Source organism: Scytonema sp. PRP1 (assembly GCF_036697665.2).
GTDB lineage: Bacteria > Cyanobacteriota > Cyanobacteriia > Cyanobacteriales > Nostocaceae > Kalymmatonema > Kalymmatonema gypsitolerans.
The window spans coordinates 1-21,108 of the sequence record NZ_JBAHYJ020000025.1 but is presented as its reverse complement, the minus strand read 5'-3'; the positions used below and the strand labels follow the sequence as shown (position 1 = coordinate 21,108).

The 21,108-nt window shown below is 43.8% G+C and carries 17 protein-coding genes and 2 pseudogenes; 10 read left to right on the top strand and 9 right to left on the bottom strand.

The window, feature by feature from the left end; genetic code table 11:
* The 3 genes from V5G28_RS04825 to V5G28_RS04815 form a co-directional block, all read right to left on the bottom strand.
* A partial coding sequence (locus V5G28_RS04825; protein ID WP_336229788.1) for a PAS domain S-box protein occupies positions 1-1,438 on the bottom strand: 1,438 nt, incomplete at its 3' end.
* Positions 1,439-1,785: 347 nt separating this feature from the next.
* Entirely contained in the window at positions 1,786-2,124 is a 339-nt protein-coding gene (locus tag V5G28_RS04820; protein WP_332986930.1) for a DUF952 domain-containing protein, read from the bottom strand.
* Positions 2,125-2,176: 52 nt separating this feature from the next.
* Positions 2,177-2,620, bottom strand: a complete 444-nt coding sequence (locus tag V5G28_RS04815; RefSeq protein WP_332986928.1) for a KGK domain-containing protein — start codon at positions 2,618-2,620, stop codon at positions 2,177-2,179.
* 301 nt (positions 2,621-2,921) lie between these two features.
* Between V5G28_RS04815 and V5G28_RS04810 the strand changes: the two genes are divergently transcribed.
* Both V5G28_RS04810 and V5G28_RS04805 read left to right on the top strand, forming a co-directional pair.
* On the top strand, positions 2,922-3,365 hold the full coding sequence (locus V5G28_RS04810; RefSeq protein ID WP_332986927.1) for a transposase family protein: 444 nt from the start codon (positions 2,922-2,924) through the stop codon (positions 3,363-3,365).
* 90 nt (positions 3,366-3,455) lie between these two features.
* Positions 3,456-4,007 carry an ISAs1 family transposase gene (locus V5G28_RS04805; protein WP_332986926.1) on the top strand — a complete coding sequence of 184 codons (552 nt, stop codon included), beginning with the start codon at positions 3,456-3,458 and terminating at the stop codon, positions 4,005-4,007.
* A 291-nt stretch (positions 4,008-4,298) separates the two neighbouring features.
* Here V5G28_RS04805 and V5G28_RS04800 read toward each other — a convergent pair.
* A pseudogene (locus V5G28_RS04800) lies at positions 4,299-5,812 on the bottom strand (thioredoxin-like domain-containing protein).
* A 64-nt stretch (positions 5,813-5,876) separates the two neighbouring features.
* Here V5G28_RS04800 and glsA point away from each other — a divergent pair.
* Positions 5,877-6,794 (top strand): glutaminase A, encoded by a 918-nt coding sequence (gene glsA / locus V5G28_RS04795; RefSeq protein ID WP_332986925.1) that lies wholly within the window; start codon positions 5,877-5,879, stop codon positions 6,792-6,794.
* 6 nt (positions 6,795-6,800) lie between these two features.
* Here the strand turns inward: glsA and V5G28_RS04790 are convergent, their stop codons facing one another.
* Complete coding sequence (locus V5G28_RS04790) at positions 6,801-8,576, bottom strand: hypothetical protein (protein WP_442994219.1); 1,776 nt, start codon at positions 8,574-8,576, stop codon at positions 6,801-6,803.
* A 636-nt stretch (positions 8,577-9,212) separates the two neighbouring features.
* Here V5G28_RS04790 and psaA point away from each other — a divergent pair.
* The 3 genes and pseudogenes from psaA (at position 9,213) to V5G28_RS04775 (ending at position 14,576) form a co-directional block, all read left to right on the top strand.
* Positions 9,213-11,471 carry a photosystem I core protein PsaA gene (gene psaA / locus V5G28_RS04785; protein ID WP_096568396.1) on the top strand — a complete coding sequence of 753 codons (2,259 nt, stop codon included), beginning with the start codon at positions 9,213-9,215 and terminating at the stop codon, positions 11,469-11,471.
* A gap of 122 nt (positions 11,472-11,593) precedes the next feature.
* Positions 11,594-13,810 (top strand): photosystem I core protein PsaB, encoded by a 2,217-nt coding sequence (gene psaB, locus V5G28_RS04780; RefSeq protein WP_332986923.1) that lies wholly within the window; start codon positions 11,594-11,596, stop codon positions 13,808-13,810.
* A gap of 281 nt (positions 13,811-14,091) precedes the next feature.
* Positions 14,092-14,576 (top strand): annotated as a pseudogene (locus tag V5G28_RS04775) (REP-associated tyrosine transposase).
* Positions 14,577-14,770: 194 nt separating this feature from the next.
* Here V5G28_RS04775 and V5G28_RS04770 read toward each other — a convergent pair.
* Positions 14,771-15,208 (bottom strand): GNAT family N-acetyltransferase, encoded by a 438-nt coding sequence (locus tag V5G28_RS04770; RefSeq protein ID WP_336229786.1) that lies wholly within the window; start codon positions 15,206-15,208, stop codon positions 14,771-14,773.
* Between the two features lie 92 nt (positions 15,209-15,300).
* On the opposite strand from V5G28_RS04770, the gene cynS reads away from it, so the two are divergent.
* The 3 genes from cynS (at position 15,301) to V5G28_RS04755 (ending at position 17,049) form a co-directional block, all read left to right on the top strand.
* The gene (gene cynS, locus V5G28_RS04765) at positions 15,301-15,741 is read left to right on the top strand and encodes a cyanase (protein WP_332986918.1); all 441 of its coding nucleotides are present in this window, start codon (positions 15,301-15,303) and stop codon (positions 15,739-15,741) included.
* A 141-nt stretch (positions 15,742-15,882) separates the two neighbouring features.
* Positions 15,883-16,089: a hypothetical protein gene (locus V5G28_RS04760; protein WP_332986917.1), complete on the top strand. Its 207-nt coding sequence runs from the start codon at positions 15,883-15,885 to the stop codon at positions 16,087-16,089.
* 57 nt (positions 16,090-16,146) lie between these two features.
* Positions 16,147-17,049 carry a DNA-methyltransferase gene (locus V5G28_RS04755; protein WP_332986916.1) on the top strand — a complete coding sequence of 301 codons (903 nt, stop codon included), beginning with the start codon at positions 16,147-16,149 and terminating at the stop codon, positions 17,047-17,049.
* A gap of 4 nt (positions 17,050-17,053) precedes the next feature.
* Here the strand turns inward: V5G28_RS04755 and V5G28_RS04750 are convergent, their stop codons facing one another.
* The gene (locus V5G28_RS04750; protein WP_336229785.1) at positions 17,054-17,224 is read right to left on the bottom strand and encodes a hypothetical protein; all 171 of its coding nucleotides are present in this window, start codon (positions 17,222-17,224) and stop codon (positions 17,054-17,056) included.
* 286 nt (positions 17,225-17,510) lie between these two features.
* On the opposite strand from V5G28_RS04750, the gene V5G28_RS04745 reads away from it, so the two are divergent.
* Positions 17,511-18,473, top strand: a complete 963-nt coding sequence (locus V5G28_RS04745; protein WP_096568368.1) for a GDSL-type esterase/lipase family protein — start codon at positions 17,511-17,513, stop codon at positions 18,471-18,473.
* 77 nt (positions 18,474-18,550) lie between these two features.
* Here V5G28_RS04745 and V5G28_RS04740 read toward each other — a convergent pair whose 3' ends face one another.
* Together V5G28_RS04740 and V5G28_RS04735 are read right to left on the bottom strand one after the other, a co-directional pair.
* Positions 18,551-20,239 carry a serine/threonine-protein kinase gene (locus tag V5G28_RS04740; protein ID WP_332986913.1) on the bottom strand — a complete coding sequence of 563 codons (1,689 nt, stop codon included), beginning with the start codon at positions 20,237-20,239 and terminating at the stop codon, positions 18,551-18,553.
* A 359-nt stretch (positions 20,240-20,598) separates the two neighbouring features.
* Complete coding sequence (locus V5G28_RS04735) at positions 20,599-20,727, bottom strand: hypothetical protein (protein WP_332986912.1); 129 nt, start codon at positions 20,725-20,727, stop codon at positions 20,599-20,601.
* Positions 20,728-21,108 lie beyond the last annotated feature (381 nt).

Here is a 21,108-nt window from a genome sequence, read left to right as displayed (position 1 = left end):
CAAGACGCAGGTAGGCATCGTTGGCATCGGTGATGAAGCCTTCTGCATTCCAAAAAGCAACTCCCACGAGATTGGATTCAAACAAGCGTCTAAACTTAGCTTCGCTTTGCTCGAGTGCTGACTGTCCCCGTTTGCGTTCAGTCACATCGCGAAAGTAAACTGCAAGCCCTTCAGCGCTGGGATACGCCCTAATTTCCAGCCAGCAGTGTAATACCTCGCTGAACTCCTCCAACTCAATGGGAACTTGTTGGGCGATCGCTCGATGAGCTTCTTGATAAAAAGTATTGCCGATTAATTCCGGATAAACATTCCATACCTGCTTGCCAAGCAGTTCTTCCGGTGGTTTTTGCAAAAGCCGTGCGGCTTCTTGATTCACGTAGGTGTAGCGCCACTCACGATCAAAGGCAACAAACGCTTCTGCGATGCTTTCCAGAATCTTCCTGATGCGGTTGTTAGCCGATTGCAGAGCTTTTTCTGCCTGTACACGCTCTGTGATCACCTCTGTAAAAATAATGATGCCACCAATTTCATCAGCACGGTTCCGCCAAGGATGGATTTCCCATTTCACCCAATCTATTGAGCCATTCGCACGCGGGAATAGTTCTTTTTCGCATTTGCGAACCTCTCCAGCCAAACACGAAGCATGAATTTCTCGCCAAGAGTCAGGAATTTCGGGAAAGACTTCGTAATGAGAGCGATCGATAATGTTTTGGTTCTGCAACTGAAAATCTGTCAGCCATCGTTGACTCACAAGAATATATCGCATCTGGTTGTCAAGCATAGCAATAGCTGCTGGCGCATGCTCCACAAACAACCGCAACTGTTCTTCTCTGAGTTGTAGCGACTCTTCAATCTGCTTGCGCTCACTCAGGTTGCTCGCCATAGCGAGTCCGCCTTGAAATTCTCCCGATTCAGCCAAAATTGGAGTGGTTGAAACCAGCGTCCATAGATTAGAGCCATCCCGACACCGAAACTGAAAGTCGAATCGCTGTCTCATTCCCTGCTTCAATCGGGCTATGTACCGCTGTGCTTTACTCTGAGCTACTTGATCCATGAAGTCGAAAATCGGACGCTGCAGCATTTCCTCCACGCTATAGCCCAACATTTGCGCCAATTGCGGATTAACATACTCCGTACGCAACTGGGCATCAAATAACCAGATACCCTCACCCGCCGTCTCCACAATGTAACGATACCGTACTTCAGCCGCTTGTAGCTTTTCTAAGCTCACTTCAGCCCGTCGCTTGGCAGTACGTAGCGCCTCACATAGCACACTAAAGAGGATTCCCTGAAGTGCGAACAGCACGAGCCTGATAGTGTTGGGCAGATCGAGCACCAGCGAATAAATTGGCTGTATAAAGAAATAGTCGCTAATCAGAACAGACAGGAAGGTAGACACTAGCCCCGCTCTCAAGCCCTTGTACCATGCACTTACCATCACCGCCCCAAAAAACGCAGAAAAGGGGTTTTAAGTCATGGCAAGCCAATAATTAGCGCCAGCATAAGTACTAGCGCCACACCAACACAGAGTCCAGCAACGCTATATTGCTGTAGCCGAGAGCGGGTAACTTTTAGCATTCAATTGTTGATACTTATCTCTACTAGCTAGCTCAAACTTTGTTTAAGTTACAACAGATATCCGATTTTCACATTTACCTTAAGAGTTATTTTTTAATTTTCTTGTGTTCTGATCGCTCCACTTAATTCTGCTGCAAAGCAACTCTGAGAGCTACGTTTTCGACATACTTCAAGTTGACGGCGGGAGCCGTTATCTCGTAGTATTTATTATATTTCATAAGGAAATTCAAACAAGCCATCTTCACCGTGTTCAAAATCAATGACCTTAAAGACTGCATCAAGATTCAAAGCACCATAAATGTGAGGAAATAGTTCTTTGTCCTCAACTCCTTCATAGCGAATTTCAGGTTTCACTTTGTCAGAGTCGATATAAAGAAGTACTAATCCCTTTTGATTGTGAAAGAAGGTATTTGCAACTTTGATGATTTGTGTTGGAGTGGAACAGTGGATAAAGCCTTCAGAGTCGAGGGTATCACCGCGATACGTTTTGACGAGTTTTGCTTGTTCCCATTGTTCATGTTGGGTGATATGTAAGATGGTGTTCATTGAGATTTTTTTTTATACACTTTTCTAAGGTGGGCAATACCCACCCTATTCATTATTTATCAGATTGGACAATTTTACAAATTTCATCGAGAATAAAGTCATGCTCAACAGGTTCATCAGGACAAAATTCTAAATAGAGTTTATTTTGATAAGGAGTGACTGATGATGTACATATCTGAATTCTCAGCTTTCCTTTCTGCCAGTAATGACCACCAACTTTTAGAAGCTGACAATCTGTCACATAATTGTGTTGAATTTCCTTCAAATTTATCTTTTTTTGACCAATAGATAATTTACTTAAAAATTCCACCATGGAAACGCCAGGATACAAACTTGTGTATTCATAAATATGCTGCTGCAATTTCTTTCTAATTTCTTCCTCTATCAATTCTTTTAATCTACTGACTTTAAAAGAATCTTTTTCCAGGAGTATGACATCATCATCACATTCTAGTGGTGTAAATTTTTCATTCATATTAATGCCAGTTTCAGTCATTGATTGAGTTACATCCACTTCATAATTTAACCTTACTTCATAGCATATTCTGCCAATTTGCTGACATCAAGTCAGTGAAAATATTGATAAGAGAAACGCTATAAACTTCTGACTTTATTTATGACTTTATCGAAAGTTATCAAAGTAACACTCAAACCGCAGATAAATGCGGATGCACGCGCAATAGGGTTCGGTTAGCTTGTTTATCGCGCGAAGATCCCCCCAACCCCCCCTTAAAAAGGCAGGGCTGTTTCATTCCCTAAAACAGGTAAAATTGCAAGTGTTGTGGGGAGAAAAAATCATGGGTGCTTCTCTAATTGAACAACTGCAGCTTGTGGAAGATTTCAGAACAACTGATGGTCGAAGGCATCCAATGTGGTTGGTGTTGCTGTTTGTAATCATGGGCACCATGAGTGGATATACTGGGTATCGTGCATGGGGGGATTTCGTGAAACGGCATCGTCGAATATTGATCCAGACGTTTGAAATCCAAAAACATGGTGTACCTTCGTATTCAACGATACGACGTGTAGTGATGGGAGTAGACTTTAACAAACTGGTAAAAATATTTAATCAGTGGGCAGAAAATTACGTTGATTTAGAGGAATCAGAGTGGTGTAGCATTGATGGAAAAAGTATTAAAGGAACAGTCACGTTCCTACGAAAGAGCCTGTCAGAATTTTGTCAGTATAGTTTCAGTATTTACCAGGAAAAGAGGACTGGTTTTGGGCTAGTCAAAGCTTGAGAACAAGTCAGAAAGCGAAATCTTAACTGTGCAAAATTTAATTGTCGCTTTGGATATCAAAGATGCTGTATTTAGCCTAGATTCTTTGCATTGCCAAAAAAAACTTGCCAGTTAATCATTGACAGCGCTAACGATTATGTAATTGCTGTTAAAGACAATCAACCAAAACTACATCGTCATATTCAACGCATTGCGGCACTGCGATCGCCAACCAGTCGTTACATAGCCACTGAAAAAACTAGGGATAGACTGACAACACGTACTGTAGAAGTTTTTCATGATTTGAATGGAATAGACTCAGGATGGACTGGAATTAAATCTTTAATTCGAGTTGAACGAGTTGGGACACGCGGTAGGAAACAATACCATGAGGTAGTTTGTTATATCAGTAGCCTGAAAAGTAGCGCACAAGATTTTGCATGTGGTATTCGCGGTCATTGGAGTATCGAAAATTGCCTCCATTGGGTCAAAGATGTAGTTCTTGATGAAGATGATTCCACCATTCGCTTGGGTAACGCCCCAGCCAATCTTTCAATTGTCAGAGCGTTAGCGAAGCTCCTCCTCAGGAGGCTCGCTCTCAATATACTCCGTCGAAATGGTCATAGTTCTATCACAACTGCGACGCTTATTTCTCTCTCATGATATTGACAAACTTCTTGCCCTTGTGGAATGAAACAGCCCTGCCTTAAAAAGGGGGTCGCCGTTAGGCGGGGGGATCTTATCCGAACCGTATTGGATGCACGCGGATAATCAGATATATAGCAATCCGAAATTATTTGTAAAAAAACAAGATCCCCGACTTCTTAGAGAAGTCGGGGATCTGTGTCTTCAATTTTCACAAATCAAATAAAATTGCTATATGATGTTCGTAAAATCACCCATAAAAAAACTTGTTTGTAAGAAGGACTAAAGTCCTCACTACGAAGTTATGACTTATGTATGTGGAATACATACATCTGGGGCGCACAAATTTGGAAATTGAAGTGTTGTCACTGTTAAAGTATCCAAATCTACGCGGCGGATAGCGTGGTTATTTGTATCAGCAATAAATAAATGAGAACCGATTATACTCAGTCCGGAAGGTTCAGAAAATCGGGTATTTTTACCTTGTCCGTCTTGCAAACCAACGGAACCATCACCTAAGACTGTTTGACAATTGCCAGTGTGGGGGTTAACAAGTTTAATTTTGTGGTTGTAAGTATCTGCTATCCATAGGTTATTCTGGGCATATTCTACCCCCAAGCAATGCTGTAACCTCACATCGGAACCTTGTCCATCAACGTCACCAAAGCCAAACAAACTACCGCTACCGCAAACGGTTCTTACTTGTCGCGGTTCAATCAGTCCCACACCGCGAATTGAGCTAACTTCACTGTCGGCAATGTATAATTCTTGTCCATCAGTGGTGATACCACTAGGCTGGGCAAAAGCAGACTCGCTAAGTTCCCCATCTACACAAGCTTCTGCTCCTGTACCAGCATAGGTTCTTACAATCCTAGTTTCTAGATCCATTTCCCAAATTTGATGAGGACCAGCCATCGCAATAAACAAGCTATTTCCACACAGGTGTAAATCCCAAGGAGAATTTAGCATTGTTTCTCTTGCAGCACCACTGTGAGGACGGATATTACGGCTTTGTTCACCTGTTCCTGCAATGGTTTCGACGACTTGGCGTTTCAAATCAACTCGCCGCAGAGCATGATTTTCTGTATCCGCAACGTATAAAATTTGATTTTCTTCATCAAATGCCATTCCTTGAGGTGCGAAAAACTGCGCTTCGTCAAAGGAACCATCAGTTAATCCAGATTGTCCAGTTCCAATTAAATGTATGATTTCCCCATTAAAGCGACTCATGACAATGCGGTGATGTCCAGAATCAGCAATGAACAAACCTGCTTGTGTCGCCAAGACTTTACCAGGAAAAGCTAAAGGTGTGATTAATGGTTTTCGCTGTTTCTCCAAGGTAAGGCTGAGTTCTTGGAAATTGATGGTACCTTTTTCTTGGTGTTGGTTAATCAGCTTTTGAATCAGTTCGTCTAAAACATGGCGATCGCCTTCACCAGAAACATAGCCAACTACATAACCCTGTGGATCTATCACCATTAAAGTAGGCCAAGCACGTACAGTATACTCTTCCCAAACTCTAAAACCACTATCAACTAAAACTGGATGTTCGATATCGTCGCGTTATAATTGCTTGACGGAGATATTCGGTTTCTTTTTCATTGTCAAATTTGGCACTATGTACGCCGATAACTGTAAGGCTATCTTTATATTTTTGTTCGAGATATTTCAGCGTTGGCAGGATGTGCAAGCAATTGATAGAACAGTATGTCCAAGTCCAAAATCACAACTCTGCCCTTAAGTTGTTGAAGAGACAGTGGTTTTTCGGTATTGAACCAAGGGTTATTTTGTGGAAGTTCTGGCGCTCTAACGCGGGGAGTCATAGACAATTCAAAATTCAAAATTCAAAATTCAAAAACTACTGTTTTAGATTATTTATAAACTTCTATGGTTGGATTGGAAAGGCTAACTACTACCAAGTTATCAGCTTGGGCGCAACAAGCCAAAGTCTTGGCACATCAAGGACAAGTTGCTAACCGTATTCCCAAATTGGCATTAGCTAATCCCGATTGGTTTGCGGTTTACATCTGCTGTCGTTCAGGGCAAACTTACAGCCACGGCGATACAAGTTGTGTATTTCCCCTGATGAGCGCGATAAAGCCGTTTTCGCTACTGTATCTACTAGAACAATTTGGAGCAGAGACGGTTTTTCAGTGGGTTGGGGTTGAACCATCAGATGCTCCTTTCAATTCCTTAGAGCAACTGATAGCTGATCATGGACGACCCCGCAATCCTATGATTAACAGTGGCGCAATAACTCTTGCAGATAAGTTACCAGGAAAAAACGCTAGCTATCGCCTAGAGCAATTTTGTCAATGGTTAAACAAACTTGCTCTTTGTCAACTAAGCTTGGATGAGGAGATGCTTGCTTCCGTGCGTTCCACAGGTTCCCAAGCTAACCGAGCTATTACCCAATACCTAGCCGAAGCAAAATCCGTAAAGAATCCTGAAATAGCTCTTGACACTTATGAGGAAATATGCTGTCTTTCTGGACGAGTGGAAGACTTAGCGCGTCTGGGTTTGCTTTTGGCTTGTGAAAGTGAATTGATTTTGCCGCAGCATCGCCGTATTGTCAACTCGCTGATGTTAACCTGTGGGCTGTACGCAGCTTCTTCCCAGTATGCTTTACGGATTGGTTTGCCGATGAAATCTGGTATCAGTGGCGCACTGCTAGCCATAGTGCCAAATCAAGGGGCGATCGCACCTTACAGTCCTGCCTTGGATAGTATTGGTAATTCTATGGGGGCGATCGCCTTTGTTGAAGCTTTATCTCAAGGTTTACAGTTAAGTATTTTCGGGGACTAGCCAAGATTAGTCATCTTGGTCGTTGGTTTCCTCGCTTTGCTGTTCGGGCGTGGTTGCGTTTTCTAATGTTTCAAGAACTGATGGAGGTTCAATCACATCTGGTGCAGTTTGCGGCAAGGTATGAGATGGTGCAGCACCTGGGTATTGACGGGGGCTGAAATACCGTGTCAATTCTGGTTTTTCTGGCTCGGGGGCGATTTTTTGAGGTAAGGTTGTTTCAGCTTCTGGCGTTAGCTGTGGTTTGGGTTCTGCCGTGGTTTCTCCTTGAGGTGCAACTGATTCTGGTGCAGGGGACTCAATAACCTCTGGCAAAGTGGGAGGTAAGCCAGGAGTTGGTTCAGTTGTTTGTGGCGTTAGTCTCTTAAGAGCGCGACGATTGAAATAGCCACGCAATCCCCGTTTTTCTTCTAGAGGAGCAACTTTTTCTGGTACAGGCGTTGCTTCAGCTTGGGGTGTCACCTCTGGCTGTGGTTCCACTGTGGTTTCTGGTTGCGGAGTCACAATAACTTCTGGCAACGTGGGAGGTAAGGCAGGAGTTGGTTCAGTTGTTTGTGGAGTAGCTGCCTTGCCTGTTCGACGCTGGGATCTATTGAAAAAGCCACCTGATTTTGGTTTCTCTGGCTGTATTTCAGGCGCTGACTGAGATTCAGTTTCAGGAACGGGTTGTTTTTCACCTTCAGGTTGTATTTCAGGTGTTGTTTGTTCAACGGTGGGCGTTAAGGTTGAGGTAGGTGTAGGTTCAGTTTTAGGAACGGGTTGCTTTTCTTCCTTAGGTTGTCTTTCAGGTGTTTCTTCAACCTTGGGCGTTGAAGTTGGGATAGGAGTTGGTTCGACAGTTGGTATTTTGGCGGTATAATTCGGGTCTACTATGCTGCCAACCTGATCTGCTGACAGTTCCCCTCTAATAATCTTAGATAAAGTGTCTTTTCCGTTGGGTTCATAGGTAATAAGTCTCACTGTACTGTTGAAGACATTCTTGACAGGATTTCCCTGTTCGTCGAGAAACTCAAGTTTTACCCAATTGTTACCTGGTTTAAAGCCTTTAAGGTAAACGGCTTGCCAACGATCTAAAACAAAGCTTTCACCATTAATTGTGCAGCGAATGCGCCAATCTGCTATCTCGTCATTGGGGTTGTCTTGAGCGACGAGATGCAATGGGGCGTTAGTTAGGTAAAAGTCCAGTAAAATTGGTTCTGCACCATAGCTGCCTTTAGGACGACTGTATGTTAACAGTGGCTTGGTTGGATCGGGGTTGTTGTCATCGGTTTTAGTGAAGATGTGAAATGTTGACTGGGCGTAAGCGCCTTCATTCTTAAAGCTTTCATGCCAAGGACGCGAGGCAAAGACACGTAGTGTATGCGTACCTGGGGACAAGTCTGGCAAAACCAGGGGTTGATTCAGGTCGTATACGGCTATATAAGGTTCGTTATCAACAATAACGTGTAAGTGAGGACCAAGATCGAGTTCTGGATCTTTAAATATAGGTAGGTCTTTGACCTGAAAGCGAACGGTGACTGTGTTTTCTTGCAGGATTTCATCCTGTTTAGGAGTCACTAGTGTTACTTGAGGCTGATAAACTTCCAAGGCTTGGCGCAGTTCTTGGATTGTTGCTGGTGGGGAAACTTCTGAGATTTGCTTTGAAAGTTGAGCTTTTGAAGGCAAGCTGTCGTCATACGGTTCTTGGCTAACGGCTTTCTCTCCACAGCTGCTCAAAGTTAACACCAGCACCGATACCATTAGCAACCTGAGGATAGCCATTGCGGTCTTCCGCCACAAGTTCATGCTTTCCACCCAGTCATACTCCTAAAACTTGTAATAATTTTGGCTCAAACTGTCCACTGGTCACTATAGCGCTTCTCGGTTAGATACACCACCCGGTACAAGCACAGCAATGTTATGTCCGGACAAATGACCTGGATATTTCCGAAAAATGTGATTTTGCCATGACTTATGTCAGCGATCGCTTTTTAAAACTCATATTTGTTACAAAACTTTGCGAACCAATTTCATAAAAGCTTAATTATCTGCTATGTGAAAAATTTGTTTGATACATATATTAAGTGATATTAAGCAAAAGCAGTGAAAACCGAAAAAATAGCTTTTTGTGGTAACAATATCAATTTTGCAAATTGTTGCAGTTTGTAAAATAAATGAATAAACTATTGACTTTTTCGCCAGCGTTTTAAAACTCAAAAGTAGATTAGGCAGTTAATTCAACGATTTTGAATTATTGTTAACATCTGTCTAACTATGTAGGAGATAAGCCCTTATAATTCAACAGAAAGCAATATCCACAGACGGTCTTCGTCGCGGCTCCAGCAAAGTATATTTCTGGAGGAAGCGATAAAGCTTGACTAAAGCCATGAAGGCACTATGTGGTACTCATGATTTCTCAATCCTGTTAAGAGGGGAGGTCGAATGACAATTAGTCCTCCGGAGCGAGAGGAAAAAAAGGCAAGAGTCATAGTCGATAATGATCCGGTTCCAACGTCATTTGAACTGTGGTCAAAACCCGGACATTTCGACAGAAGCTTAGCCAAAGGTCCGAAAACCACAACCTGGATTTGGAACCTTCACGCACTCGCCCATGATTTTGATACACATACAAGCGATTTAGAAGACATCTCCCGCAAGATATTTTCGGCACACTTCGGACATTTAGCCGTAGTGACGATTTGGCTGAGCGGGATGATATTCCACGGCGCTCGTTTTTCCAACTATGAAGCTTGGCTGAGCGACCCCCTCAACATAAAGCCCAGCGCTCAGGTTGTTTGGCCAATTGTTGGTCAACAAATTTTAAACGCCGATGTTGGTGGTGGATTCCACGGTATTCAAATTACCTCCGGCTTTTTCTACATATGGCGTGGTTGGGGTATCACGAACTCGTTCCAGCTCTACGTCACAGCAATTGGCGGGTTGGTGTTAGCAGGCTTATTCCTGTTTGCAGGCTGGTTCCACTACCATAAGCGTGCTCCTAAGCTGGAATGGTTCCAGAACGTGGAATCGATGCTCAATCACCACTTGGCTGGACTATTGGGCTTGGGTTCCTTGGGATGGACAGGTCACTTAATTCACGTATCCGCGCCGATTAACAAGCTGCTGGATGCGGGAGTAGCCATCAAAGATGTGCCATTACCTCACGAATTCATTTTGAATCGTGACTTGATCACCGAGCTTTTCCCGAGCTTTGCCAATGGTTTAACGCCATTCTGGACGTTGAACTGGGGTCAGTATGCGGACTTCCTTACCTTCAAGGGCGGTCTGAACCCAGTCACAGGCGGCTTGTGGATGACGGATATTGCTCATCACCACTTGGCGATCGCCGTCCTGTTCATCATTGCTGGTCACCAGTACCGTACCAACTGGGGTATCGGTCACAGCATCAAAGAGATTCTGGAAAACCACAAAGGTCCCTTCACTGGTGACGGTCACAAAGGTCTCTACGAAAACCTCACCACATCTTGGCACGCTCAGTTGGCAGTTAACTTAGCAATGCTGGGTTCGCTGACCATCATCGTGGCGCACCATATGTACGCGATGCCTCCGTATCCGTACTTGGCAACAGACTACGCCACCCAACTGTGTATTTTTACTCACCATATGTGGATCGGGGCATTCCTGATCGTTGGTGCAGGTGCTCACGCTTCCATCTTCATGGTGCGGGATTACGATCCAGTTGTGAACCAGAACAACGTTCTGGAGCGGGTGCTGCGTCACAGAGATGCAATCATCTCTCACCTGAACTGGGTATGTATGTTCCTTGGGTTCCATAGCTTTGGACTGTACGTACACAACGACACGATGCGTGCTTTGGGTCGTCCCCAAGATACGTTCTCTGATACGGCAATTCAGCTGCAGCCAGTGTTTGCCCAGTGGGTGCAAAACCTACACACGGTCGCTCCTGGTGCAACAGCGCCCAATGCACTAGAACCAGTTAGCTATGCCTTCGGCGGTGGTATCCTCGCAGTAGGCGGTAAAGTAGCAATGATGCCGATTGCTCTGGGTACGGCGGACTTCTTGATCCACCATATCCACGCATTCCAAATTCATGTTACCGTGCTGATTCTACTCAAGGGATTCCTGTTTGCTCGCTCTTCTCGTCTGGTTCCAGACAAGATGAACCTGGGCTTCCGGTTCCCCTGCGATGGTCCTGGTCGTGGCGGTACCTGTCAAGTATCTGGTTGGGACCACGTGTTCCTCGGTTTATTCTGGATGTACAACACCATTTCAATTGCAATTTTCCACTTTAGCTGGAAGATGCAATCAGATGTCTGGGGAACTGTAGACGCAGATGGTGTTGTGACCCACATCACGGGTGGTAACTTTGCCCAAAGTGCCATCACAATCAACGGTTGGTTGCGTGACTTCTTGTGGGCACAAGCTGTACAAGTGATTAACTCCTACGGTAGTGCGCTGTCAGCTTATGGTCTACTGTTCTTGGGCGCTCACTTTGTCTGGGCATTCAGCTTAATGTTCCTGTTCAGCGGTCGCGGCTACTGGCAAGAACTGATTGAGTCAATTGTTTGGGCACATAATAAACTGAAAGTAGCACCTTCAATTCAGCCCCGTGCTCTTAGCATCATTCAAGGTCGGGCTGTTGGAGTGGCTCACTACCTCTTGGGAGGAATTGTCACCACCTGGGCGTTCTTCCACGCACGAATCATTTCACTGGGCTAAAAATCAGCTTTACGATTCATGAGTTTTGAGTTTTGAGTGCTGAATAAAAGCTCAGAACTCAGAACTCAGAACTCAGAACTATAAGAACCTGATGGCTGAAGGTCAGAGGATTTATCGAACCTATGGCAACAAAATTTCCAAAATTTAGCCAGGATCTCGCACAGGATCCGACTACGCGTCGGATTTGGTATGCGATGGCTACGGGAAATGATTTTGAAAGTCACGATGGCATGACAGAAGAAAATCTTTACCAAAGGATTTTCGCGACTCACTTCGGTCATGTGGCAATCATCTTCCTGTGGGCATCCAGCCTCCTGTTCCATGTAGCTTGGCAAGGCAACTTTGAACAGTGGATTAAAGATCCTCTTCATATTCGCCCAATCGCCCACGCGATTTGGGACCCTCACTTCGGTAAAGCCGCAGTAGAAGCTTTTACTCAAGGCGGCGCTAACTATCCAGTTAACATTGCTTACTCTGGTGTTTACCACTGGTGGTACACCATCGGTATGCGGACGAACAACGACCTGTACCAAGGTTCAGTGTTCCTCCTCATCTTGGCAGCAGTGTTCCTGTTTGCTGGTTGGTTACACTTGCAACCCAAGTACCGTCCTAGCTTGGCTTGGTTTAAGAGTGCTGAACCTCGCTTGAACCACCACTTGGCTGGTTTGTTCGGTGTAAGTTCTTTGGCTTGGGCTGGTCACTTGATTCACGTTGCTATCCCCGAATCTCGCGGACAGCACGTAGGTTGGGATAATTTCCTGACCACCCTACCCCACCCAGAAGGATTGGGACCATTCTTTACAGGTAACTGGGGTGTTTACGCTGCTAACGCCGACACTGCGAATCATGTGTTTGGTACATCCCAAGGTGCAGGGACTGCAATTCTGACATTCTTGGGTGGCTTCCATCCTCAGACTGAGTCCCTGTGGCTGACCGATATGGCTCACCACCACCTGGCGATCGCGGTTATCTTCATCATCGCCGGTCACCAGTACCGTACCAACTTCGGTATCGGTCACAGCATCAAAGAAATGCTGAACGCCAAGAATTTCTTTGGCGTGCAAACAGAAGGTCAGTTCAACCTGCCTCACCAAGGACTGTACGACACATATAACAACTCCCTACACTTCCAGTTGTCCATACACCTGGCAGCACTAGGTACCGCTCTTTCCTTGGTGGCGCAGCATATGTACGCCCTGCCTCCCTACGCCTTCATGGCTAAGGACTATACAACTCAGGCAGCTCTGTACACCCACCACCAGTACCTCGCTGTGTTCTTCATGGTCGGTGCTTTTGCCCACGCTGCAATTTTCTGGGTACGTGACTACGACCCAGATCAAAACAAGGGCAACGTACTCGACCGCGTACTGAAGCACAAAGAAGCGATTATCTCGCACTTGAGCTGGGTATCCCTGTTCTTGGGCTTCCACACCTTGGGTCTGTACGTTCACAACGACGTAGTTGTTGCCTTCGGTACACCCGAAAAGCAAATCCTGATTGAGCCTGTGTTTGCACAGTTCATTCAAGCTTCTCACGGTAAGGTTCTGTACGGTTTAAACACCCTACTGTCCAATCCTGACAGCGCTGCTTCCTTGGCTGGCGCTCCTTGGTTACCCGGTTGGGTAGACGCTATCAACAATGGCACCAACTCCCTGTTCTTGACCATTGGTCCTGGTGACTTCTTAGTACACCACGCCTTCGCCCTGGCTATACACACAACTGTGCTCATTTGTGTTAAGGGTGCGTTGGATGCCCGTGGTACTAAGCTGATGCCTGACAAGAAGGATTTCGGTTTCACCTTCCCTTGCGACGGTCCAGGTCGTGGCGGTACTTGCCAAACTTCCGCTTGGGAACAGTCGTTCTTCCTCGCCATATTCTGGGCACTCAACACCGTTGGTTGGGTCACCTTCTACTGGCACTGGAAGCACCTAGGTATTTGGCAAGGCAACGTAGCTCAGTTCAACGAGTCTTCTACATACCTCATGGGCTGGCTGCGCGATTACCTGTGGGCTAACTCTGCTCAGTTGATCAACGGGTATAACCCCTACGGCACGAATAACCTGTCTGTTTGGGCTTGGATGTTCCTCTTCGGACACCTTGTTTGGGCAACTGGTTTCATGTTCCTGATCTCCTGGAGAGGTTACTGGCAAGAGTTGATTGAAACTCTGGTCTGGGCACACGAGCGCACTCCTTTGGCGAACTTAGTTCGTTGGAAAGACAAGCCCGTTGCTCTGTCCATCGTTCAAGGTTGGTTGACAGGTCTAGTTCACTTTACAGTTGGCTACGTCCTCACCTACGCCGCTTTCCTCATTGCCTCTACTGCTGGTAAATTCGGTTAATGAGTTGACTGAATAAGTAGCTGTAGGTAAGTAAATAAAATCCCCTGCCGCAAGGTGGGGGATTTTTTGTCACACTACTTATCTTGTGGGACTTTTCTTGTAGGGCTTTTCTTGTTTTCTTGTAGGACTTTTCTTGTGGGACGGGCGTCTCGCCCGTCCTAATTTTGGGCAGGCAAGATGGCACTATATGAAATTTTTCTTGTTGAGATGGGAAAAATAAAGAAAGGGCGGGCAAGATGCCCACCCCACAAGAGAAATAAGAAATAAGCTTTGTGTGACAAATGCAAGAGCCAAAGTTAAAAATTACCCAAAGAAGCTTGCCTCATTGGGAGTTCAATGGGGCAGTTTATTTCATCACTTTTAATACTTGGGAAAAGTTACAACTGAATCCAGAAGCTAGACAAGCCGTTTTTAATGCTTGCCTATTTTTTAATAATAAAAGATATAAAATTTTTACCTTTGTTGTAATGACAGACCATGTGCATATGTTAATTCAGCCTTGGCTCAAGTTTGAAAAAGAGTTTTGGTCACTCACTAGTATTATGCATAGCATCAAAAGTTATAGTGCTAAACAAGTTTCTCTGGTTATGAAACATATAGGCATAGTCTGGCAAGATGAGCGATATGATCACATTATTAGAAATGCCCAAGAGTTCCAAAATACTTGGGAATACATAACACAAAACCCTGTCAAAGCTGGTCTGTCAGCACTCCAGAAGAGTATCCTTTTTTCTGGCAAGTACCTGAACCAAATCAATCATTCTAAACAAATCTCTTGTGGGGTGGGCATCTTGCCCGCCTTTATTATATAAGTGACCTATAATCTTAAAAACTTACTTTAAATTTTCTTTGAACTCTTCCAATCTTCTGTTTCAATCGCCAATAGATTTTCCTCCACCCACTTGCCATGCTTCTGAAAACCCTGCGGGATATAGCAAACGAACTTCATTCCAATCCTGGTTAACACTTTCTCGCTACCCGTATTCCATAAAGCATGGCAAGCTTCAATCGATCAGCATCCAAAACCGTGAAGCCAAACTCGATAATTGCTTTGGCAGGCTCTGTCATGTAACCCTGACGTTGATACTCTGGGTGTGTCCAAAACCCAAGACTCCAAACGCCTTCTGCTTTGTGTTTTCTAATGGAAATTCTGCCAAGGAATGCAGTGGTGTTGGCACATTCAATGGTAAATGTATAAGCTAAACCAGCATCCCAAGCTTGAAGGCTTTTTTTAAAAGGTTCTTTCAGTTCTTCGATTGATTGTGGTGGTTCCCAAAGCATCCCATCGTTAAATTCCTCAAACCGTGTAGCCGAGAAAACATATGGAATATCTTGCTCAGAAATGCATCTGAGAATACAGCGTTTAGTATTGATTCGGTATGTCCTAGGTATTTTCATGTTTTCAAAGCAAGCTTATGAGACAATAAGTTGTGAAAAAGCGATAAACTTTTTCTACAAAAGAACTAACATTCAACTGCAGGAGTTTTCCAGTGTCCATCCCTGAAGTGACTCAAAAGTTTTTGACTGCGAAAAAAGATAAGGGACTAACCTTTGCCGATTTGGAAAAGATTCTGGGACGTGACGAAGTGTGGATTGCATCTGTGATTTACCGTCAAGCTAGTGCTTCAGAGGAAGAGGCGAAGTTATTAGTTGAAGCATTAGGGCTGGATGCGAGTTATGTTAAAGAATTGACTGAATATCCGGTGAAAGGTATTGGTCCAGTTGTCCCAACGGATCCACTCATTTATCGTTTCTACGAGATAATGCAAGTTTATGGAATGCCAATGAAAGCGGTCATTCACGAAAAGTTTGGCGACGGTATTATGAGTGCAATTGATTTTACTTTGGACATTGAAAAAGAAGAAGACCCTAAAGGCGATCGCGTCAAAGTAATCTTGTCAGGCAAATTTTTACCATATAAAAAGTGGTGATGTTTGATAGAAGTTATTTACAAAGTAATTTATCAGGTAAGCCAGCAGAGCGATCGCCTACAATAAGCCTATGTTGTAAGTGATCAGAACAATAACAAACTGGCAAGAACGCATAAGCATAATTCCCAGAGTGTGCCACATATGAATACTAAACTTGTTGAATCACTGGTGCAAGTTATCTTATCTCTTTCGGAAGAAGAACGCTTTCTCTTAGAAGAAAAGGTATTTTTTGATAGCTCATATCCATCAACCCGCGACTTAATGCAACTTGCACAGTATGGTAAAGCATTTAATTTTCTATATTATGAACCAGACTTATATACTCTTGAAGATGGAGAACCTATTTAATGTCCACTGACATGACGCTGTTATTTTTATAATTAAATTTTCACCTAATTATAAGTTTTGATAGAACAACAAAGACAAAAAATACTAAATTTTACGCCTTACTATTCTCAAAAAAATGGCTCTGTATATTTAGGTGATAGCCTAAAACTACTTGAATTTGTCGAAGATAACAGCATTAACTTAATCATCACTTCACCCCCATTTGCACTCACCCGCCAAAAAGAATACGGTAACGAAAGTGAAGAAAAATATATAGAATGGTTTCTACCTTTTGCTTACGAATTTAAAAGAGTTCTAGCAGAAAATGGCTCATTTATTTTAGATTTAGGTGGAGCGTATCTTCCTGGTTATCCTGTACGAAGTATCTACCAATATGAGCTTTTAGTGAGGTTATGTAAGGAAGTCGGCTTTTTTCTCGCTCAAGAATTTTATCACTATAATCCAGCACGACTCCCAACACCTGCTGAATGGGTAACAATTAGGCGGATTCGTGTTAAAGATTCAGTAAATGTGGTTTGGTGGTTGTCTAAAACGCCTCACCCCAAAGCCGACAATAGAAAAGTTTTAAAGCCATATAGCCAAAGTATGAAGCAATTACTTAAAAATGGCTATAAAGCAAAAATCCGTCCTAGTGGTCACGATATTTCTGACAAATTTCAGAAGGATAATCAAGGCGCTATTCCACCAAATTTATTAGAAATCGCGAATACAGAATCCAATAGTGCTTACTTGCGTCGCTGTAAAGCTGCAGGAATTAAACCACATCCTGCACGTTTTCCTCAAGGTTTTGCACAATTCTTCATCAATTTTTTGACTGATGAAGGTGATATTGTTTTAGATCCATTCGCAGGTTCCAACACAACGGGTTTTGTTGCAGAAGTTTTACAACGCCGATGGATTTCGTTTGAAATTAATGAGGATTATATTATCGGTAGTCGTTACCGATTTGAAGATTCCTGAAATATCACAGGTTTTGTTTTGCGCGATCGCCCCTTGGGCAGTGGCGGAGCCAATCGCCTTGACGGCAAAGTAAAATTTGTATCAATTCATACACAACAACCTGCTTCTTGGATGTCGTTCCACATGAGGTGACGCGAGTCGTTTTTGACAACAATAGACTTTTTGCAAAAGTCAAAAAAAAGAATAATTAACCACAGATGTAGGCGTAAGCCGTGCCGTAGGCTACACAGATGGGCACAGATGGAATCTACTTATGGAATCTACTTACGCAAAAGGTGTAATGAAAATTGCTATAAGCAATATGCAAAAACCTTGAAGAGATTATAAATGCAATGTCGCCAAGCTTTACAGAAATAGATACATAAATAAAAATAATGAGATAACTATTTAAAAATTTTCCTGAATTCAACTAATAAATGCTGTTAAGAGAAAAAAGCAGTACGTCGAGGAGAGATATCAAGATGAGGGACCTTTATCTGTTGGCAGCAGGCTTGTTAACAGGATTGGTAATACCAACATCAGCTCTTCCACATCTGCCTAATGCCAACTTAGGAAATAGCGGAACCATTTGGAATTTAAAAGACGATTTAAAGCCAAATGTTGGTGGAAAAATATTCTCTACTGCAGAAATTTCTCTACCAGAATTTAGTGACTCTTGGTTGCCAAAGCCAGTAGAATCGGGACTTAGCCCAAAAACTCAACTCGTTTCTCGGCGAATTATATCTGGAAAGCAACTTTACTACGAAAGGTTAGCGGCGCTGAAAGCGGGTCAAATTTATCCAAGCTTACCAGAAGACAGCATTAAGTCATCGTTGATATCTACGAAGAACACTCAACTGACATATGAGGATTGGAAAAACTTATTGGCTATGGAAGCCAAAGCAATGGCTCAAAGTCAAGGTGACAATCGTTTGGGAATCCTAGTGGGTGATTCTTTAAGTTTATGGTTTCCTAGAGAAAAGTTGCCTGTAGGTAAATTGTGGCTCAATCAGGGAATCTCTGGAGAGACTTCCAATGGTATTTTAAAAAGGTTGTCTGTTTTTGCTCAAACCAAACCAGATGTCATTTATATCATGGCTGGAATTAACGACTTGCGGAAGGGTACGACAGACGAAATCATTTTAGGCAATCACCGCCAGATTGTCCGCAAGTTGCGACAAACTCATCCAAAAACCATAATTTTTATCCAATCGATTCTGCCAACTCGTTTGTCCGCAATCCCCAATACTCGTATTCGTCATCTCAATGATCAACTCGCCCTGATCGCAAGACAAGAAGGAGCTGATTATTTGAATCTTTATGATTCATTTACAGATTTTGAAGGTAACTTGCGCCAAGAATTGACCACAGATGGATTGCATCTGAGCACAGAAGGATACGAGGTTTGGCGATCGCTAGTACATCAGGTAGAACACACTCTATAACCACACAATTAGTCTATTATCAATAGTTAGTAGAAAAAAAAACTCTGGAATTTCCAGTTTTGATGATCAACTATGAACTAATTGTTATCAGTTTGTGGGTTTTGCAGCTCCTTATCTTCCTTGCGGGGTTGCAGTTCGGTTTGAGTTTCAGCCGATGATGAATTTTGCTTCACTTGTTCTACTGTAGGAACGACTACAGCAGGAGAATCAGACTGCTTTGATTCCGCAGTAGATGGCTGTGCTGGTATAACAACAGGAGAATTATTCGATTGCCTAGGTGGGGGCGACGACTCAGAAGCGTCACGAGAAGAGGGTGGGTTATTTACTGAAGATGGTGAAGAGGAAGTTCTGCGAGATTCGCGGATTGCGCGTAGTCGCTCAACTAATCGCGACGAGGAATCACTGCTAGGGGAAGGAGAAGGTTCCTGGGATTCTTGTTGATATCGGCGAGAACGGGATTTTCTGGAGTAGGTTTGAGATGGTTCTTCTGTTACATTGCGATTGGGAGATTCTTCAGTTGAAGCACGACGGATACGCCTACGCCGTGTAGAGGTGGGTGCAGATTCAACTGGCGACGAAGCATTATTTTCTTTCTGGGCAGTGTTACTCTCTTGACTTGAAGGCAATGGTGTAATGTTTATTTTAGGTGTTTCCTCGTTAGCACCACGCTTTTCTACAACAGGTTGTGGAAATGAGCGTGGCTGAGTTTTGGTAACTATACTTGTGACAGCAAAACCTGCTGTAGCAGCCACAAGAGCTACACCTGTGGCAATAAATACTTTGGGTGACGAGAGTTTGTTGACAACTTTATTGAAATTGAAATTGACATTCCCCAAAGGTGATGGGGTTGACGTTTTGCTCAGAGCCGCCACAGGCGCTGGCAAATCTGGGTATGGATCGACAGATAAATTGACAGTTGGCACTGTTTGTGTTAATACTGGTTGCTGTGTAGCATCTCTATTGCCCGGTAACAGCACCAACCATTCTGCCACTGTCTGTGGACGAAAGCGAGCCTCAATTGCCATACCACGCATGATGGCTTGATTGACAGCAGCACTTAAGTAGGGTTGTAACTCACGCGGAGTTGGCATTTGTTCGCGATCGCGTAGCAGTGCTGGTATCGGCACTTGTGCTGTCAACAGTGCATAAAGTGTCGCAGCCAAACCATAAATATCAGTTGCAGGAGTGCGGGTTGCTTGTGACAAATACTGTTCCATTGGCGAATAGCCCTCAGAAACAATACCTGTGTGAGTTTGTCTGACGCCATTATTAAATTCGCGTGCGATGCCAAAATCAATCAGCACCACCTCAGCAGTTCCTTGGCGGAGGATGATGTTGTCTGGTTTCACATCCCGGTGCAGCAACCCATTTTGATGCACCACCTGCAAGGCGGCTCCAATTTGGCGGATGTAATGAATTGCTGTCACTTCTGGTAAAGGCATCCCTGGTAAGACAAATGCTTCTGCCAAAGTTTCACCCGGAATATATTCCATGACCATGTAGGGCAACCCATCTTCGATAAAAAAGTCGCTCACCCGGACAATATTTGGGTGGATACAAGTCGCCAATCGTCTCGCCTCATCCTGGAATTGGCGCGAGAACTTGACAAAATCAGGATGCTGCCGCAGCTTTTCATTGAGAGTTTTAATCACCACTATATGATTCAAGAAGTGGTGAGTTGCTTTGAATGTAATACCAAAGCCGCCTCGACCTATTTCCCGGTCTAAGCTATATTTGCCACCCTGCAAGGTTTTACCAGCTAACATATAGGGAGTCCTGAGTATTGAAGTGCTGAGTAACTATAATAAGTACTGCGTCATAAACTCAAGATTGAAACAAAGCAAAGCTCCAGTCTTGAGTTTTGAGTCTAACGTGAATCCCAAGCGATAACAAATCTAGTTCATGACTCAGCATTCTTCAATGACCTCACTCCACAGACGACTGTTCCAAACTTTTTCTTCTCCATAATATAGCGGTTTGCAATTGGGTAAGGTAGACCAAAGAAATAATGAACCACAGATGGACACAGATGGACACAGATAATTACTTCATTCAATTGAGTTGCGCTATATACTTAGACCACAACTTGTAGGGTGGGCAGTGCCCTAAACTTATGTTCTGATCATCAGGTTTTACGAATCACTGCCCACCCTACTTCCATAATTTTTCGTTCGCGCAGCGTGTCCAAAGGACTTATGTAAACCCAATCCCCAATTCCTAATCCCCATTGCCCCTCATCCGCTTCATTTTCCATGAGCCTTGGATGGACAAGCCTCCACTTCGGTCTACTCGTAAAACCCGAGATCTGGATGTATTTTTGCGCCCTTACCAAAAAATTTGAATCAAACTAGTTGATAGGAAGCCGCAAAAATACAAGGGTTGTCCATCCTTGTCGAGGGTTTTACGAGTGAGACCGAAGTGGAGGCTTGTCCATCCAAGGCTCATGGAAAATGAAGCGGATGAGGGCAATGGGGATTGGGTTTACGTGACGCTTTGAACAGTACGCGAACAAAAATTATGGAAGTAGGGCGGGCAGTGATTCGTAAAACCTGATGATCAGAACATAAGTTTAGGGCACTGCCCACCCTACAAGTTGTGGTCTCACTATAGCGCAACTCAATTGAATGAAGTAATT